The following is a 17,721-nucleotide window of genomic DNA, read 5'->3' as shown; positions in this document are numbered from 1 at the left end:
AAATCCTCTATGGGGTTAGGCCTCCACACTCCCCATGAATCCGACCCCTAACAACTAACCACTTTTCAGCCGTTATCTGTGTTGTTGAGGCACCCCGGAACATGTGTCGGAATGTGTGTGATTTAAAGAAATAAGTTAGTGGACACAAAGCTTGTTTCGCCAAATGGAGAAAAGAGTCCTGATGTCCGGCGCGCTTTATACCATATTTTGTCTATCTATGGCTAGAAAAAAATCTAAAAATGGCGACTGCTATACTGATCTTTGACACTGTATTTCTCTTATAAAGAGTATCAATAACACAAGAGACAAACTGTCTAAATTTGAACACTATTCAATCATGCTTAGTAATGTCCACCAGCATTATATGGGTATCAGAATGTTGCGCTAAAATACTGCACTGCTAGAATAGCCCCAATATGCACACTTAGGTGCTACCAAATTTAAGAGATATGCAATGGCTGTAAAAATTAAAACTGCTGAAGAAATTGAAAAAATGCGCGTTGCCGGCAAGCTGGCTTCAGAAATTCTAGAGATGATTGAACCTCACATCCAAGTGGGTACAACGACAGAGGAACTAAACCAAATCTGTCATGAGTACGCTCTAGAAAGAGGCGCATACTCAGCACCACTTGATTACCACGGTTTCCCTAAGTCAATCTGTACTTCTATCAACCACATCGTGTGTCACGGTATTCCAGCATCACAAGATGAGACGGGTAGCACAGGTCAATTCAAACCTGCAGTACTAAAAGATGGCGACATTCTAAACGTTGATATCACTGTGATTGTTCCTGATGACGAAAATGCTGATCTAAGTGTTCGTCCACAAGGCTACCACGGTGACACATCTAAGATGTTCCTTGTGGGTGAAGTTTCTCCAGCAAACAAACGTCTGTGTATGGTTGCTCAAGAAGCACTTTACGAAGGCATGCGTCAGGTTAAACCAGGTGTTCAACTTGGCCAAATCGGTACTGCTATTGAGAAGTACATCAAAACAAACAACAAGAACAACCCACGCGCTAAATTCTCTATTGTTAAAGATTACTGTGGCCACGGTATTGGTTCTGAGTTCCACGAAGATCCACAAGTCGTTCACTACAAAAATAGCGACCGTACCGTACTGAAAGCAGGCATGTGTTTCACAATCGAGCCAATGATCAATGCGGGTAAGTTTGGCTGTCGTCTAGATGACGAAGATAGCTGGACAGTGTACACAGCAGACAGCAAGAACTCAGCTCAGTGGGAACACACTCTGGTTGTAACGGATACTGGTTGTGAGGTACTAACACTACGCAGCGACGATACGATCCCACGTATCATGAAGAACGCTTAGTTCAACAAGCTGAATACCTCAGACTTTTAAAAATATCCTCGCCTGTCGAGGATATTTTTTATCCGCTCAATTTCGATTTTCCATCAGCTTCTGTTAAATTGTTTACTATTCTCATTTGCTTGCACGGATAGCAGACTATGCCTTATCAATGTCCCCTTACGTTCAATGACGAACAAATTGAAATCTGCGAAATAAAAAATCAGCTCGAAATCTTCACGCAGTATCAAAAAAATGAATTTCTGAATCATCATCCAGTCACCGATTTGGTGCTGCTTCGTTCCGAATACATGGATTTGCTTCTCAATCGTTTATGGGAGCATTTTGGATTCAACAAACTGCCTCATATTTCACTTGTTGCGGTGGGAGGCTATGGCCGTGGTGAACTACACCCTTTGTCCGATATTGATATCCTCATCGTCTCGCAAAAAACACTGCCACCCGCACTGGGTGAAAAAGTCAGTCAATTCATTACCCTACTCTGGGACTTGAAACTCGAAGTTGGCCACGCGGTGCGTACAATTGCGGAGTGTCTTGAGATCGGCACCGATGATTTAACCGTTGCCACTAACCTGCAAGAGTCGCGCTTACTGTGTGGCAGTGAAGACACCTTCCAAGAGCTGAAGCTAAAGATTCATTCCGATTCATTTTGGCCAAGTGAGACGTTTTACAAAGCCAAGATTCAAGAACAGAGGGAGCGTCATGCTCGTTACCACGACACCACCTATAATTTAGAACCGGACATCAAATCGACTCCAGGAGGGCTCAGAGACATCCACACCCTGAGCTGGGTTGCGCGTCGACATTTTGGTGCAACGTCTTTATTGGAGATGAGCAAATATGGCTTTCTAACCGATGCTGAATATCGTGAGTTGGTAGAGTGCCAAGATTTCTTATGGCGTGTTCGCTTTGCACTGCACATTGAACTGCGCCGTTACGACAACCGTCTCACGTTTGCCCATCAAGCTCAGGTAGCGGAACACCTGGGTTACAGTGGTGAAGGCAACCGTGGCGTCGAGATGATGATGAAAGAGTTCTATCGAACACTTCGCCGCGTAGCTGAGCTCAATAAGATGCTGCTTAAGTTGTTCGATCAAGCGATCATCAATGGCGGTCAAACACAAGAAGCCGAGATTCTCGACAACGACTTCCAACGTCGAGGTTCATTGATCGAAGCGCGTAAGCCAGCTCTATTCCAAGCGAGACCAGAAACGATTCTCGATATGTTTATCCATATCGCGAATGACTCTTCTATCGAAGGGGTAAGCCCACCAACATTGCGACAACTGCGAACCGCACGTCGCCGATTGAATCGCTTCTTGCATACCATTCCTGAAGCTCGTGACAAGTTCATGGATTTGGTTCGCCACCCAAATGCACTGCACAAAGCCTTTAGTTTGATGCACAAATTGGGCGTGCTATCGGCCTATTTGCCACAGTGGAGCCAAATTGTTGGTCAAATGCAGTTTGATCTGTTTCACGTTTACACCGTGGATGAACACAGTATTCGCCTACTCAAACACATCAACCGCTTTGGCCAAATCGAGAACCACGATAAGCACCCTATCTGTTGTGAAGTGTATCCACGAGTACAAAAGAAAGAGCTGTTGATTCTGGCGGCTATCTTCCACGACATCGGTAAAGGCCGCGGCGGAGACCACTCAGAAATTGGCGCTGTTGAAGCTTACTCTTTCTGTATTGAGCACGGGCTATCAAAGCCAGAAGCGAAACAAGTCGCGTGGCTAGTACAAAACCACCTGTTAATGTCAGTGACCGCTCAACGCCGTGATATCTACGATCCGGACGTAATCACAGAGTTCGCCAAGAAAGTACGCGACGAAGAGTCGTTAGAACTGCTGGTGTGCCTAACGGTAGCCGATATCTGTGCAACCAACCCAGAACTATGGAACAGCTGGAAACGTACCCTACTCGCAGAACTGTTCCATTCTACGCAGCGCGCACTGCGCCGCGGCTTAGAAAACCCGGTCGATGTCAGAGACCGTATTCGTCATAACCAGCAAATGGCATCTGCACTGCTGCGTAAAGAAGGATTCACGGCTCGTGAGATTGAGGTGTTGTGGCAGCGTTTCAAAGCTGACTATTTCTTGCGTCATACACACACTCAAATCGCATGGCACTGTGAACACTTACTTCGCTTAGAAGATCCGAGTCAACCTTTAGTGCTTATCAGCCAAAAAGCGACACGTGGCGGCACAGAGGTATTCGTTTACTGTAAAGACCAAGCGGCACTTTTTGCGACCGTGGTTGCCGAGCTCGACAGACGCAACTTTAACGTTCACGACGCACAAGTCATGGTCAGTAAAGATGGCCACGTTTTGGATACCTTTATAGTACTGGATCAGCACGGCGAAGCAATTGATGAAGCAAGACACAAAGCCGTCGCTAAGCATCTAACTCATGTTCTGGCTGATGGCCGCCCGACTAAGATTAAGACTCGTCGTACGCCACGTAACTTGCAGCATTTCAAGGTAAAAACCTTAGTTGAGTTCCTACCAACCAAGAGTAAGAAACGCACCTTGATGGAGTTAAGAGCTCTTGATACGCCGGGGTTGTTGGCTCAAGTCGGTGCAACCTTTGCAGAATTAGACATCAACTTACACGGTGCGAAAATCACCACCATAGGTGAGAGAGCTGAAGATTTGTTTATTCTGACCAGTGACGCGGGAGGAAGACTGTCTGAAGAACAGGAACAAGCGCTAAGAGAAAGATTAACTGAGCATGTTTCAGAACTCGCACCTTAGAAAGCTAATTTAGTGCTAGAAGTAAGTTATGACTAGGAAACAAGTTTAGCTCTAAGAACAGCTTTAATAACCAAATAAGTGTGGGCAAAGATAGAGAGCGATCTTGCCCACAACTTACAATCAATTCACAGATATCAACTATCTAGCTCGTCGTTAGGCTGCTACATTGATCAAGTCAATTACATAAAAGTATTACATTCATAACCTAGAGGTCGCTTATGTATCCAAACCTCACTGGCTTAGGTATCCACGAACCTAAACAGATTGAACGTTACTCCCTTCGCCAAGAAGCTCATAAAGATATCCTGAAGATTTACTTTCGTAAGCAGAAAGGTGAACTGTTCGCGAAAAGCGTTAAGTTTAAATACCCACGACAAGTAAAAAGTGTGCTTGTTAGCGGTGGCAATAATCAATACAAAGAAGTGACTGAGATTAACCGTAACCTCACTCTTGTGATTGATGAGCTCAATAAGATCACCAAACCGACGCCAACCGCTGAGGTCGATGTGAAGCAGAAGATCCTTACCGACTTACGCCACTTAGAGAAGGTTGTATCAAGTAAGATCGCAGAGATCGAAGCCGATCTAGAAAAGCTGAAATGATCCCGCGATGAGCGACTAACTAACATTAGTTTTACCGCTAAGATTGCATAGACACAAAAAGGGCTGATATCACTATCAGCCCTTTATTTTTATTCTATTCTCTATGTTTACTAGACGCCTGGTCTTTACTTAGACGACCGTGCTTCAGCATTCACCAAGCTGGTATCCCACTCAAAGGTTTCAAACAACCTTAGCCACGTTTCATCTAGGCTGGCTTTCATTACTAATTCTTTCTTTGTAAAAGGATGAATGAAACGCAACTCAGAAGCGTGCAACAACAGACGGTGTGAGTCTAAATCATCGCGGAACAGTCGGTTGTGCTTACCATCACCATGTGAAGTATCGCCAACGATTGGATGTCTTAGATGAGCCATGTGACGACGCAGCTGATGTTTACGTCCTGTCTTAGGCATCATCTCAACTAAGCAATAACGACTGGTAGGAAAACGGCCTGTTGAATACGGCACTTCGACTTTCGCTAACGGCTCGTAAACGGTAACAGCTTCTTGTGGTTCTTTATCTTCTTTTGCAAACTTGTCTGCGATCTTATCCAACTCGACCTTGAGTGCATAATCGAGCGTGTCGCCCTCTTCTATCCAACCACGAACAATCGCATGATAGGTTTTTTGCATCTCATGGTTAGCGAACATCGGCATCACCTGTGAAGCAACCTCGCTCGACAACGCAAACACCAACACACCCGATGTCGGTCTGTCTAAGCGATGCAATGGAAATACATGCTGATCAATTTGATCTCGTAGTGTCTGCATAACAAATTGAGTCTCGTGTTTATCGAGCCATGAGCGGTGTACTAGCATGCCGGCTGGCTTATTCACCGCGACAAAGTACTCATCTTGATAAATGATCTCTAACATTACGCGCATACCTCATCAATGCTTAGAATCGTCACTAGCAGTTCAGCTTTATCTGCCTCATTTTTCCACACTTCACCAAAATAAGGATGAATAGCAAAGCCTTTAGGTAGGCTCATTTGTGCATCCATCATTGCATTGATCTTAACGATGAAGATCCACTGCAACCACTCTTCTGGCTGTAGCGAGTCAATCGCAAAAGGTTCAACGCTCGCCAGAGCTTGATCCGAAGGCGGAAGAGCACCCCATAGAGAACATTGGCGCATTTGTTGTTCTAATTGTTGAAGTAAAAGAGGTAACTTTGTGGCTGCTGTCATTTTTCACCAAGTTATTTATCTAGTGACCTTGAAATTGGGGCATAGAGTACCATCTATTTAGGAAAGAAAGTTAGGAGCTTTATTACTATGGAAACGATTCACACGCTCACTCAGTTGCTAAAGAATAGCGGTTGCCAATACGATATCTACGACCTCGGTCGCCGTATCCAGAAGATCGACAACACCCTATTCTCTGATGTTGAGCAGGGGAAACAGCCATACCCGTTTCCACTTCAAAAACAAGCTCACTTAGCGATTAGCTACTGGAACGAACACAAGCAGCCTTGGATCTGGTTCCTAAAATTCAAACTCGATGAAAGAGGCCTACTGCATCAAGGAGATGTGGGGAATTTTCTTAAGTTTGTTATCGAAGCAATGGGCACGCGTTTGAACGGTGATATCAGCGAAGAGCAACAACAAAAGCTGTCAAACAACCCTTATACCTTCAAGCCTTCTGAAGACAAAATGGCCGTATTCCATAGCCAAGTAAGAGCAGGTTTAGACCTCGCGACGAGCCAATATTACGAGCACGCTCAGCATTACTTCACTGGTGAGCTTGGTTGGGATAACTGGAAAACGGTTGGCTTACAAGGCATTACAGATATGTGCGCGCGTTTAGGCAGCCAACAAAACGGTGTGTCAATTCGTAAAGCCATCAATAAGCTGCCATCAGAACCGCTATACGCGACGTTAGGTGCGCTTGAGCATACACAAATCAATGACAAACTCGCGCAACGCTTACAAGAGCTTGCAGAGAATGAGATCGCTAGTAAAGAGCCTGATTTGTTCTTACTTTCAGCTTTGGTTCGTGCCCTTTCCGGTGCAGAACAAGGGATCGCGAATAACATCATTAACCGAGTTCTGGCTAGTCCACGCCTGAGCCACCAAGAAGTGTTGATTGGTTTAGCGGGTCGCAGCTGGCATGCGCTACAAGATCCTGCGATTGCTGAGCAATTCTTGCTGCGTCTCGCACAAACGGGTAATCAAAACCTGTTCAATCAGTTATTTGCAGATTTAGTGATGATCCCGACGCTAAGAATGGTATTTTTACCCTTGTTGAATTCGAACCCATCACCTGAGCTCGCAAACGCATTGATTGAGTTACAACAAGCGGCTAAGTCGCAATAGCAGGGTAAATCAATACCGGATTAACTGAAGCACGTGCTGGCTCAAGTAACGGACCAGTTCAATAGCTCGTAAAAACAAGCCCAATAGCTCGTAAGAGCATGCTCAAAACACGATTGGAATAGAGAGATAAAAGGAAGTATGGATTAAATGATAGATAACTTATTGGCTATTTTGATGCTGTGCTTCTTTTGCTTTTTCTTTTGGCAACAGCGCAGGCAATCAGAGCTTGCGAAAACTGCCATTGCAAGAAAATGTAAAGAGCTCGACTTGCAGCTACTAAGCGTTGCCTTCAGTGGTCATAAATTTAAGATGCGCCATGAGCTAACCACCATTTGGCGCTGGCACACTGTGTACCAATTTGAGTTTTCAGCATTGGGTGATGATCTGTACCAAGGAAAACTGACCATGGTCGGCTTCCGCTCTATGCGGTTTGAGCTACAGCCTCATAGAATGTAACGTCGCAAAACTCGGTATAACGATATTCATGATAAGGGCCAAACTGATCTTGCTTGGTCTCTTTAAATGTAAAGCCTAACTTTTCGAGTAACTTAATCGATGGGTTATGACCGACATTAACAGTCGCGACCACATTAGTTAAGTGCTCTTCAAAGCACACCAAACTAAAGAAAGGTTTTAGCACTTCGCTAGCAAGGCCTTGATTCCAAAACTCCTTGTCTAGAATAAATCCTAGTTCATGGTTCCCTTCTTCAGACGAAACAAACAAATGCCCAAGGTATTCACGGGTTTGGTTGTGGATAATGGCACGGCAAAAACCGACGTTATCGTTCAGTATTTCTTGAAATAGGTGTTTTGCAGAGGCGATAGAGTGCGGCCCATTCATTTCAGCACGATTAATGGGGCAGCAATTCAACTTGATAAAGTCGTGTTGTAGCTGTTCGGTATAAGGTACCAACAGCGTTCTTGAGGTTGCTATCGTCATAAAACACTCCTTGTGTTGACCATTAGCAGAAAAACAGATGTCGCGCGCTTAGGTAAAAGCTCCTGAATTAAAAAGAGCCTCCTAGATAGAGAAAAGCCTCAGGAAAAGAAAAGCCCCGACACCGAAGTGTCAGGGCTAGGGTCTTACTCGCAGCAGTCCGGCTACTAATAAATGCTCCATGCATCATCCATAATAGTGGCTGTAATCCTTCAGCTCTTTCCTTTACTTCGCCGTCCTAGCGGTGTCCAATCATCCTGAAAGCTAACAATCCTAGTTAGCGCACATCACTTGTTCCGTGAGCGGTGTCCTTTACATCGTCCTGATGCTAATCCAACCCTTTAAATCCTAAAGGTGTCCATTGTCATTCCGTTGCAGCTAACTTCCTGTTAACTGGCTGTATCCCTACAATGTCCTTACGCTCCATGCTTGACTACTCAATCCTAAGTAACCAAATCTTCATCCTGAAGATAACCAAATCCTTGGTGCTTTCCTGTTCCGTGTCAGAATCCTTCCGACAAGGTTTAATTTACGCGATTTAGGATTTTGGACAATAGATTTGCATCACACTTTCAATTCAATAAAGTTGTTAATTATATAAAACAATTAAAATTCAAAAGCTTAACCATATGCACTTAAATCTCTCTAGTGATGTATTCGTGTTATCTCACAGCCTTTGTAAGAGATCTCTCACAAGCTATGGACGGTTTTATGATTCGCTATCATTCACCGGAGCGAGTAAAATGACCAAAGACTAAAAATGGAGGTCAACATGCTGACAAAAGATGTGTCTGAAGAGTTGAAATCAGTGCTTGAAGGACTGCAAGCACAAGGGAAAGAGCCGACAGTTGCTTTAGTTAAAGCTCGTATGAGCACATCCGTTCCGATGCCAGCTTTAATCATGACTATCAAAAGCTGGAAAAGCGCCAATCGCGTCCCTAAAGTGGAAGTCGCGACACAAGAAGAGCCGGCACTTGATCGTGTTAGCCAACTGGAAAAGCAAATCCTTGAACTTACCGCTCGCGTTGCCACGCTTGAAGCCAAATTAACTGAGTAATAAGTTAACTGAACAATAAGTTAACTGGCCAATAAGGCAACTGAGCAATAAGGCAACTGAGCAATAAGGCAACTGAGCAATAAGTTGACCGATAAATAAGCTAACAGAGAAATAGAACACTATGAAGATATGGGTTGATGCGGACGCTTGTCCAAAGGTTATCCGTGAAACAATCGTACGCGCAGCTGAACGCACAGGGGTGGAATGTACCTTTGTCGCGAACCATTTGGTTCCCGTTCCTAAACGCAATAACATTCACTCAATTCAAGTGCCAAGCGGGTTTGATATTGCAGATGATGAAATCGTAAAACGCACTGAACCCGGCGATCTCGTGATTACCTCTGACATCCCTCTGGCTGATGATGTGATCACCAAAGGTGCGCTTGCTTTAAGCTCTCGCGGCGAGCTTTACACCAAAGAGACCATTAAAGCGCGTCTCAACATTCGTGACTTTATGGATACTATGCGTTCAAGCGGCATCCAAACTGGCGGACCAAGCACCCTTTCTCAAACCGACCGTCGTGAGTTCGCAAACCACCTCGATCGCCTGTTAGCTAAACGCTAGCCACAGCCTTTCTAATGACGACAACTTTAGAAGTCGTCATTTAGTCGCTATAGTCCCGATGAAATTTTAATCGACATACTCCGTTCTTGATATTTATTACAATAACGGAGTATTGCTTATGATTCGTCGAATCGCCCTCTCGCTATCCATTGTTTTTGGCAGCACCCAACTTTCTTTTGCCGGTGAGGACTTTGCTGATGAAGTCTTTGCCAATGAAGACGTTGCCGATAAAGAATTCGGAATCATCGGAGGCAGCATCACCTATGGTGAAAGTGTTTTCTCCACTAAAAGTGCACCTCAATTTGGTGCGACACCCAACCTATTCTATTCCGGCCCGAAAGGCTTTATTGATGGCAGCTTAGCCAATTGGCAACTGCTCCCTTACGTCGGGCTATCTGGAAATTGGCGTTTTGCTGAGGTGTCAGACACTTTTGTGGATCTACCTAACGGCATTCAAGACAGAGATGGTAATGGAGAGCTGGGGATAACCTTAGGAACGGTAGGCGCACGCCTTACCTACTTACACGATGTGACTTCAGAACATAACGGCTACGAAGTTCAGCTTCATTTAGGCAGAACATTAGAAACCTGGGCGCAGCCATTCACCATTACGCCTTACCTAGAAATCGATTATCGTGACAAGAAACTGTCCAATCACCTTTATGGTATTTCTAACACCGAATCTTCTGCCTCAGGGTTAAACCAGTTTGATGCGGAGTCGACGTTTGTTTATCAAGCGGGGTTAATCGGGCTTTATGAGTTTACGCCAACTTGGATTGGTATCGCACGCGCAGACTTGATTCATCACGACAGCGACAGCGCGTTGATACAACGAGACTTGGGCTGGTCATTCGAACTAGGCGTTACCTATCGGTTTGCGGGATTGTAAGTTTACTGACTCAAACAAAAAGAGCCTGCATCAATGCAGGCTCTTTGGTATCTCGTCTTTTATTCCGTTGATAAGCGAATCGAAATGTTCGCCTATCACCGTTCACTAAGGCGTGTAGTACGTTGCAGCGCCTGGACCTACTGGTAGACCGAATACGAATACCCATAGGTAGAACAAGATGCTCCAACCGAACATGAATACCATTGAGTAAGGCAACATGGTTGCGATCAGTGTACCAATACCAAGGTTCTTCATGTAACGAGTAGCTACGGCAAGGATAAGACCGAAGTAGCTCATCATTGGTGTAATGATGTTGGTTGTTGAATCACCGATACGGTAAGCCGCTTGAATCGTTTCAGGTGCGTAGCCTACTAGCATTAGCATTGGAACGAAGATTGGCGCTGTTACTGCCCACTGTGCAGAAGCTGAACCGATCATCAGGTTAATGAAGCCACACATTAGGATGAATGCGAAGAACAACATTGGACCCGTTAGGCCAATATCCTGAAGGAATGTTGCGCCACCTACAGCGACTACTTGACCAAAGTTCGTCCACTTAAAGAAAGCAACAAACTGCGCAGCAAAGAATACAAGAACAATGTACATGCCCATTGAAGACATAGACGTTGCCATTGCATTAATCACATCACGGTCATTCTTCATTGAGCCCGTAACTTTGCCGTAAACAAAGCCAGGAATAGCAAAGAATACAAAGATAAACGCGACGATACTTTTCAGGAATGGAGAACCTGAAATCGTACCTGCCTCTGAACGCAAAACACCGTCAGCAGGAACTACAGTCCAAGCTAAAAGTGCACTCACGATTAATACAGCAACACCCGCTAGCTTAAGGCCTTTCTTCTCAATTGCAGTAAGCTTACCCATTGAGTCATTTGAAAGATCTTCAGACGCGTCTTCATCGTTGTATTTACCTAACTTAGGTTCAACAATCTTCTCTGTTACCAATGCACCGGCAATCGAGATAAAGAAGGTCGAAACAAACATGAAGTACCAGTTTGATTCAGGGCCAACAGAGTAAGAAGGATCAAGCATTTGTGCCGCTGTTTCTGTAATACCAGAAAGCAGCGGATCAACCGTACCGATAAGTAGGTTTGCAGAATAACCACCAGATACACCAGCAAATGCTGCCGCTAGACCTGCTAATGGGTGACGACCCAATGAGTGGAAAAGCATTGCTGCAAGAGGGATAAGAACTACGTAACCCAGCTCAGATGCCGTGTTAGAGATAATACCGGCAAATACCACGGTTACAGTAACCATGCGCTGAGATGCGCCCATTACCATGCCGCGCATTGCCGCAGATAATAGACCTGAGTGTTCAGCAATCGCAACACCTAGCATTGCAACAAGCACAGTACCAAGTGGCGCAAAGCCAACAAAGTTCGAAACTAGATTCGTTACGATGAGTTGTAAGCCTTCAGCATTAAGTAAGCTTACAACGTGGATCATGCCATCAGCAGCACGACCGCTAGCACCTTCTGGGCGAGGATCCATTACAGATACTTCGAAGTAACCAGCAATTCCTGAAGAGACTAGGATTGCGACACAGAAGATTGCGAAAAGAGTGATTGGGTGGGGTAAAAGGTTCCCCAAATATTCAACGCCATCGAGAAAGCGGGTAAAAATTGGTTTCTTTGGCGAGTTGTTTTTAATTGAAGCTGATGAACTCATCAGTTCCCTCCTTGTAGTGATTCCTGTGCAATTGTGACAAAAATGTTCAAATTGCCAGCGCAGAGTACGCGACAAAATTATCAATTAGAAATTCAAAATGTTACAAAATGTGTAACAAATGACTACTTTTAACTCTATAAGAACAATTAATTAGCAAATAAATCTACATTAAATACAAAAACTAGATTTATAATTCACAAGAACACATTCACTACAAAAATAACTGGCGATATAACTCATTGATTCATTTGAAAATAAAACACAGCATACGCTAATTTAACACGCAATATTCTGCAAGGTTCCTCTCGAAGGAAAAGAAAAACAGACAAATGAATGAAGTTTGACTTTCCCCTCGTTTTTACACTCGTGTCACATCAATTTGACTGACTATTTTTGAACCGCTTTGAATCTCGGGTTGGTTTTACAGATGACATAGTGACGGCCTCTGCGCTTTACTATTTGGCAATCTGGATGACGGCTTTTCGCACTTTTAAGTGATTTTATAACTTTCATTCTATTTCGCTCCCTTACCTAATTGACCAAAGCGACGAGTAAAGTTAGCAACACGTCCCTCTTTATGTAGCACTCGCTGTTTACCCGTATAGAAAGGGTGCGACTTTGCAGACACTTCAATCGTGAAATAAGGGTAAGTATTGCCATCTTCCCATTCGATAGTGCGGTCTGTTTTCAGCGTAGAGCCTATTAAGAAGTACTCATCAACGCTGGTGTCATGGAACACCACTGTGCGGTAGTCAGGGTGGATATTCGGTTTCATTGTATTTCCCTAAATAATTAAATTGATACGTTATAACATATCAAATGATAATTATTATCAAAAGAAAAACAAGCGATTTTATGATATTTTTCCGTCTTAACTGAAACCAGAGAACACCTTGCTATGTACACCATTAAACCTGTTGGCTTTATTGAGTCTCCTTATAAAGAGAAGTTCGCTGTGCCAAGACAGCCTAGGTTAGTACCAACATCCACCTCAAGAGTCAGGTTGGTTGACGCAGCAAACTGCCTTGAGTCTGTTCGAGATATTGAGCAATTTAGCCATGTGTGGTTGTTGTTTTTGTTCGATAAGAACCTTGAAGCAGGCTGGAAACCAACCGTGAGGCCACCTCGCCTTGGCGGCAATGAACGTATTGGTGTCTTCGCGTCTCGTGCCACATTCAGACCCAATGGAATTGGCATGTCTGCGGTTGAACTCAAAGGTGTGTCTCAAGATAAAGGGCAAACTTGGTTGGATCTTGGCAGCGTCGACTTAGTAGACGGCACACCGATCATCGACATCAAGCCTTATATCCCCTACTCAGATTCGATCCCGGATGCATTGGGAGGGTTTGCCGCCGATGAACCAGAAGTGCTCAACGTTAACTTTTCGCAGCAAGCGCAAAGTAAGCTCGCAAGCCATCCACAAGCGCGCCATATCATTCAGGTGATCAAAGAAGTATTAGGCCAAGATCCTCGCCCTGCCTATAAGAAAGGTAAGCCTGACAACAAGGAATATGCGGTAAATTTGTTCGATCTTAACGTGAAATTCGTGGTTGAAACGCTTTTCATCAATGTAACTGACATTGAACGCTTTTGAGATCCCAAATAGGCTGATATTATATGCGGCTATATCAGATTTGCTGTCGTCACTCACTGCAGCAAATTTTCTTTTATCAATGATGAAACGGATACCATAGAATGCGTACCAGTAACTACCTTCTTTCTACTCTGAAAGAGACTCCAAACGACGCAGAAGTTATCAGCCACCAGCTGATGCTACGTGCAGGTATGATCCGTAAGCTAGCTTCAGGTTTATATACTTGGCTACCTACTGGTCTACGTGTACTGCGTAAAGTCGAAAATATCGTTCGCCAAGAGATCGATAATGCAGGTGCCGTTGAAATCTTGATGCCCGTAGTTCAACCGTTTGAGCTTTGGGAAGAGACTGGCCGTTCTGAAAAGATGGGCCCTGAGCTACTTCGTTTCACAGATCGTCACTCTCGTCCGTTCGTTCTTAGCCCAACAGCTGAAGAAGTAGTGACGAGCCTAGTACGTAACGAGATCAGCTCTTACAAACAGCTACCTCTAAACCTGTACCAAATCCAGACTAAATTCCGTGATGAACGCCGCCCTCGTTTTGGCGTAATGCGTGCACGTGAATTCTCTATGATGGATGCGTACAGCTTTGATATCGACAAAGAAGGCTTAGAAAAGTCTTACCAAGCGATGCACGATGCTTACTGTAAAGCATTCGACCGCATGGGCCTTGAATACCGTCCAGTATTAGCAGACTCTGGCGCAATCGGCGGCAGCGGCTCTCAAGAGTTCCACGTTCTTGCTGAAAGCGGCGAAGACCTAATCGCATTCTCTTCTGAATCTGATTACGCAGCGAACATCGAGAAAGCAGAAGCACTAGCTCCTACTGAAGAAGTTGCAGCGCCTACTCAAGAGATGGAACTGGTTGATACGCCAAACGCAAAAACAATCGCAGAGCTTGTAGAGCAGCACGGTCTAGCAATCGAGAAGACAGTTAAGACTCTATTCGTTAAAGCTTCTGATGAAGTAGATGCAGACATCATCGCACTGATCATCCGTGGTGATCACGAACTGAACGAAGTGAAAGCTGAAAATCTTCCACAAGTTGCTTCTCCGCTAGAGATGGCTTCTGAAGAAGAAATCCGTGCACTTGTTGGTGCAGGCCCTGGTTCACTAGGTCCTGTTGGCCTAGAGCTACCATTCATCGTTGACCGCTCTGTAGCAGTAATGAGTGACTTCGGCGCTGGCGCAAACGTAGACGGTAAGCACTACTTCGGCATCAACTGGGGTCGTGACGTTGAGCTTGCTCAAGTTGAAGACCTACGTAACGTTATTGAAGGCGACCTAAGCCCATGTGGCCAAGGTACTATCCAGCTTAAGCGCGGTATCGAAGTTGGTCACATCTTCCAACTAGGTAATACTTACTCTAAAGCAATGAACTGTAACGTGCTTGGTCCTGATGGTAAGAGCGTAATCCTAGAAATGGGTTGTTACGGTATCGGTGTTTCACGTGTTGTTGCATCGGCTATCGAGCAAAACCACGATAAATTCGGTATCACTTGGCCAGACGCACTAGCACCATTCCAAGTTGCTATCGTACCAATGAACATGCACAAATCTGAGCGTGTTAAAGAAGCCGCTGAGAAGCTATACGCTGAATTAACGGCTATGGGTATCGAAGTTTTATTCGATGACCGTAAAGAGCGCCCAGGTGTTATGTTTAAAGATATCGAGCTAGTGGGTATCCCTCACACTATCGTTATCGGCGATCGCAGCATGGACGAAGGTAACTTCGAATACAAAAACCGTCGTACTGGTGATAAAGAAGTTATCGCAATGGACACGGTTATCGAGCACCTTAAAGCTCAACTAGCTTAGTAATTAAGTAACTGAATAAGTCTGTATTGACTAAATAATTGGTTACTCGCTAGATAAACATTGAAAGGCTGCCATTAGGTGGCCTTTTTTGTGCCTGTCGTTTCTCTTCAAACTCCCTTCTATTTATCAGTAGAGTAAATAACGTAAGTTAATCCCCTGTTCATATTTAAATCCGTATATTGGTTTTAACTACTCTTTGACACATTTACATGGAGCTATCGATGGATATCAAAAGCTTACTGAACCAAGCACTTAAATCAGATCTCGTAAAACAAGGCACTCAGAAACTTTCACAAGGGTCTTCAAGTTTAAGTGGCCTAACTCAAGGCAGCAATGGCAAGAGTATCAACAAAAGCACGCTCGGAGCCTTCGGTGCAGGCGCAGTTGGCGGCGGACTCTTAGGTGCATTAATGGGCTCGAAGAAAACCAAGAAAATGGGTAAGAAAGCCGCTGGTATTGGTGGCGCAGCAGCACTTGGCGCTCTCGCTTACAAAGTCTACAACGACTATCAGTCTAAACAAGGCCAAACACCGAATGCCGAACAAGCTCAATTTGATGAGAACGACTCAAACCATAGTGTGCTGATTCTAAGATCGATGATTGCTGCGTCCAAAGCCGATGGTCATGTCGATGAGGAGGAGATGGCAAAGATCGAGCAAGCGGTCGAAAATATGGGCGCGGACTATCAACTGACTAAACTGGTCTCTGAAGAACTGCACAAGCCACTCGACCCAAGTGAGATTGCTCAGCTCGCAACTTCACCTCAACAAGCGAGTGAGATCTACTTAGCCTCTTTGATTGTGGCTGACGAGCAGAACTTTATGGAGAAGGCCTACCTCAAAGAGTTAGCTAAGCAACTCAACCTTGCAGATGAAGTTACTTATCAACTTGAACAGCAGATATCTGGTTAAGCGGTCAATATTAGGCTAATCAATAAATATCATGCTAAGCCGCAAATACACGCTAAGTAGCAGACTAGCAAAGTGATACGCTGAGCATTAACAGAATGAGATATTGAGCAAGAACAAACTAACTCTGAACTTAATCAGATCCACTTTGTTTTTGCTTATCTCTATGTGTATATTGAGATCAGTTATCATTTGGTTAGGTATAAAAATGAAAGTATACGATTGTTGTGATTTGGTGCGTGAACTGTATTCTCAAATTGGCAGTGGCGACCAAGGCTATATCCCTAAAGCGATCACCTGCGCGGTAAAAACATTGAATGACCTTGCTGCAGATGAATCTCTTCCTAAAGAAGCACGTGATCGCGCTGCATTTGCCGCAGCCAATCTGCTGATCTCAGATTTCGAGGACTAATATGAACCTCGCTAATTTTGAAAAGATGGATCCAGTGATGTTGATGAGTATCGTCAACATGAAACTGCGTGACGACTTCGGTGGTGACTTGGATCGAGTGGTCAACTTCTACGAAATCGACAAAGCAGCATTGATCGCTAAACTTGCGTCTGCTGGTTTTGAGTTCCTTCCAGAAGCCAAACAGTTTCGATAGTCATTTAAAACAAACTTGATTTTTAAAGGCCAACCTCAGTGTTGGTCTTTTTTATTGGTGATACGTATTGGATAAACATGTAGTTAACCAGTTATAAATTATCTGTCTACATCTATACTTTTATATCTTAGAGTCAACGAACGCTCCTTGAACCGAAGCGTATTGTTGTATAGGCTACCTCAAATAGCATATAAAACTCATCACCCAATCTGATGATAGCGAAGGATTAACAATGAAAAGACTCGGACTTTTGGCAGTTTTCGCTGCAACACTGACTGCAGGTTGCGCTTCAAATACACAGCAAGACAACTTTCGTGAAGCCTCTTTTGAGCTGTGTAATACCGAAGTCGATATCTACTCAGTAAGCCATGATGAGCGAATTCGTATCGTCTGTTCTGATGGTTCCAAATTCGCTTTGAACAGCGAAGATACGCTAGAAGTAATGCGTGATATCAACATCGACTATTGTGATGGCGAAGGCTTAGGCAAATTCAACGAGAGCCGTAGCTACTACTCGTTTAGATGTAAGTCAGGTACTTTACTGAGCATCAAAAAGTAAAACCGATACCAACAAACAGCAAAGGGTTGATGTGCAAACATCAGCCCTTTTTAGTACCTGCCTTTCTGTATTCTCAGATAACCCAAC

The 17,721-nt window shown here is 44.3% G+C and carries 20 protein-coding genes; 14 read left to right on the top strand and 6 right to left on the bottom strand.

Features of this window, described 5'->3' with window-relative positions:
* Positions 1–454 precede the first annotated feature (454 nt).
* From map to AACR09_RS02755, 3 genes are all read left to right on the top strand, one after another.
* Positions 455–1,333 (top strand): type I methionyl aminopeptidase, encoded by an 879-nt coding sequence (gene map, locus AACR09_RS02765; protein WP_004734352.1) that lies wholly within the window; start codon positions 455–457, stop codon positions 1,331–1,333.
* A gap of 137 nt (positions 1,334–1,470) precedes the next feature.
* A complete protein-coding gene (glnD, locus tag AACR09_RS02760) occupies positions 1,471–4,092 on the top strand; it encodes a bifunctional uridylyltransferase/uridylyl-removing protein GlnD (RefSeq protein ID WP_017084157.1) in 2,622 nt (873 codons plus the stop codon).
* Between the two features lie 218 nt (positions 4,093–4,310).
* A complete protein-coding gene (locus AACR09_RS02755; protein WP_004734354.1) occupies positions 4,311–4,694 on the top strand; it encodes a DUF3461 family protein in 384 nt (127 codons plus the stop codon).
* A gap of 125 nt (positions 4,695–4,819) precedes the next feature.
* Here the strand turns inward: AACR09_RS02755 and truC are convergent, their stop codons facing one another.
* Together truC and AACR09_RS02745 are read right to left on the bottom strand one after the other, a co-directional pair.
* The gene (gene truC, locus AACR09_RS02750) at positions 4,820–5,569 is read right to left on the bottom strand and encodes a tRNA pseudouridine(65) synthase TruC (protein ID WP_029222102.1); all 750 of its coding nucleotides are present in this window, start codon (positions 5,567–5,569) and stop codon (positions 4,820–4,822) included.
* Positions 5,569–5,883 carry a YqcC family protein gene (locus AACR09_RS02745; protein WP_193835986.1) on the bottom strand — a complete coding sequence of 105 codons (315 nt, stop codon included), beginning with the start codon at positions 5,881–5,883 and terminating at the stop codon, positions 5,569–5,571. Before AACR09_RS02745 ends, truC begins: the two co-directional genes overlap by 1 nt.
* 87 nt (positions 5,884–5,970) lie before the next feature.
* Here AACR09_RS02745 and AACR09_RS02740 point away from each other — a divergent pair, with 87 nt between their 5' ends.
* Entirely contained in the window at positions 5,971–7,011 is a 1,041-nt protein-coding gene (locus AACR09_RS02740) for a DUF3549 family protein (RefSeq protein ID WP_108185691.1), read from the top strand.
* Between the two features lie 147 nt (positions 7,012–7,158).
* Positions 7,159–7,467 carry a DUF3301 domain-containing protein gene (locus AACR09_RS02735; protein WP_004734358.1) on the top strand — a complete coding sequence of 103 codons (309 nt, stop codon included), beginning with the start codon at positions 7,159–7,161 and terminating at the stop codon, positions 7,465–7,467.
* On the opposite strand, the gene AACR09_RS02730 is transcribed toward AACR09_RS02735, so the two are convergent.
* On the bottom strand, positions 7,433–7,951 hold the full coding sequence (locus tag AACR09_RS02730) for a GNAT family N-acetyltransferase (protein WP_193835985.1): 519 nt from the start codon (positions 7,949–7,951) through the stop codon (positions 7,433–7,435). The genes AACR09_RS02735 and AACR09_RS02730 overlap by 35 nt on opposite strands.
* Positions 7,952–8,720: 769 nt before the next feature.
* Between AACR09_RS02730 and AACR09_RS02725 the strand changes: the two genes are divergently transcribed.
* From AACR09_RS02725 to AACR09_RS02715, 3 genes are all read left to right on the top strand, one after another.
* Positions 8,721–9,005 (top strand): hypothetical protein, encoded by a 285-nt coding sequence (locus tag AACR09_RS02725; RefSeq protein ID WP_004734360.1) that lies wholly within the window; start codon positions 8,721–8,723, stop codon positions 9,003–9,005.
* 121 nt (positions 9,006–9,126) lie between these two features.
* Entirely contained in the window at positions 9,127–9,570 is a 444-nt protein-coding gene (locus AACR09_RS02720) for a YaiI/YqxD family protein (RefSeq protein WP_193835984.1), read from the top strand.
* Positions 9,571–9,688: 118 nt separating this feature from the next.
* Positions 9,689–10,459, top strand: a complete 771-nt coding sequence (locus tag AACR09_RS02715) for a MipA/OmpV family protein (RefSeq protein WP_193835983.1) — start codon at positions 9,689–9,691, stop codon at positions 10,457–10,459.
* Between the two features lie 105 nt (positions 10,460–10,564).
* On the opposite strand, the gene AACR09_RS02710 is transcribed toward AACR09_RS02715, so the two are convergent.
* From AACR09_RS02710 to AACR09_RS02700, 3 genes are all read right to left on the bottom strand, one after another.
* Positions 10,565–12,151 (bottom strand): AbgT family transporter, encoded by a 1,587-nt coding sequence (locus AACR09_RS02710; protein ID WP_004734363.1) that lies wholly within the window; start codon positions 12,149–12,151, stop codon positions 10,565–10,567.
* Between the two features lie 387 nt (positions 12,152–12,538).
* On the bottom strand, positions 12,539–12,664 hold the full coding sequence (gene ykgO, locus AACR09_RS02705; RefSeq protein WP_193835982.1) for a type B 50S ribosomal protein L36: 126 nt from the start codon (positions 12,662–12,664) through the stop codon (positions 12,539–12,541).
* 1 nt (position 12,665) lies between these two features.
* On the bottom strand, positions 12,666–12,926 hold the full coding sequence (locus AACR09_RS02700) for a type B 50S ribosomal protein L31 (RefSeq protein ID WP_054541634.1): 261 nt from the start codon (positions 12,924–12,926) through the stop codon (positions 12,666–12,668).
* A 123-nt stretch (positions 12,927–13,049) separates the two neighbouring features.
* Between AACR09_RS02700 and tsaA the strand changes: the two genes are divergently transcribed.
* The 6 genes from tsaA to AACR09_RS02670 all read left to right on the top strand — a co-directional run bounded on the left by tsaA (position 13,050) and on the right by AACR09_RS02670 (position 17,634).
* Entirely contained in the window at positions 13,050–13,745 is a 696-nt protein-coding gene (tsaA, locus tag AACR09_RS02695) for a tRNA (N6-threonylcarbamoyladenosine(37)-N6)-methyltransferase TrmO (RefSeq protein WP_193835981.1), read from the top strand.
* Positions 13,746–13,846: 101 nt separating this feature from the next.
* The gene (locus AACR09_RS02690) at positions 13,847–15,562 is read left to right on the top strand and encodes a proline--tRNA ligase (protein ID WP_017079392.1); all 1,716 of its coding nucleotides are present in this window, start codon (positions 13,847–13,849) and stop codon (positions 15,560–15,562) included.
* A 221-nt stretch (positions 15,563–15,783) separates the two neighbouring features.
* Positions 15,784–16,473 carry a tellurite resistance TerB family protein gene (locus AACR09_RS02685; protein ID WP_102449314.1) on the top strand — a complete coding sequence of 230 codons (690 nt, stop codon included), beginning with the start codon at positions 15,784–15,786 and terminating at the stop codon, positions 16,471–16,473.
* A gap of 205 nt (positions 16,474–16,678) precedes the next feature.
* Positions 16,679–16,882: a YaeP family protein gene (locus tag AACR09_RS02680; protein WP_009847436.1), complete on the top strand. Its 204-nt coding sequence runs from the start codon at positions 16,679–16,681 to the stop codon at positions 16,880–16,882.
* 1 nt (position 16,883) lies between these two features.
* Positions 16,884–17,075 carry a DUF4250 domain-containing protein gene (locus tag AACR09_RS02675; RefSeq protein ID WP_010436438.1) on the top strand — a complete coding sequence of 64 codons (192 nt, stop codon included), beginning with the start codon at positions 16,884–16,886 and terminating at the stop codon, positions 17,073–17,075.
* Between the two features lie 232 nt (positions 17,076–17,307).
* The gene (locus AACR09_RS02670; protein WP_004736794.1) at positions 17,308–17,634 is read left to right on the top strand and encodes a hypothetical protein; all 327 of its coding nucleotides are present in this window, start codon (positions 17,308–17,310) and stop codon (positions 17,632–17,634) included.
* Positions 17,635–17,721 lie beyond the last annotated feature (87 nt).

Source organism: Vibrio sp. OPT20, assembly GCF_963889365.1.
In the GTDB taxonomy this organism is placed as follows: domain Bacteria; phylum Pseudomonadota; class Gammaproteobacteria; order Enterobacterales; family Vibrionaceae; genus Vibrio; species Vibrio splendidus.
Note: the sequence above shows the minus strand (reverse complement) of the source record. Positions and strands in the feature narration are given on the sequence as shown.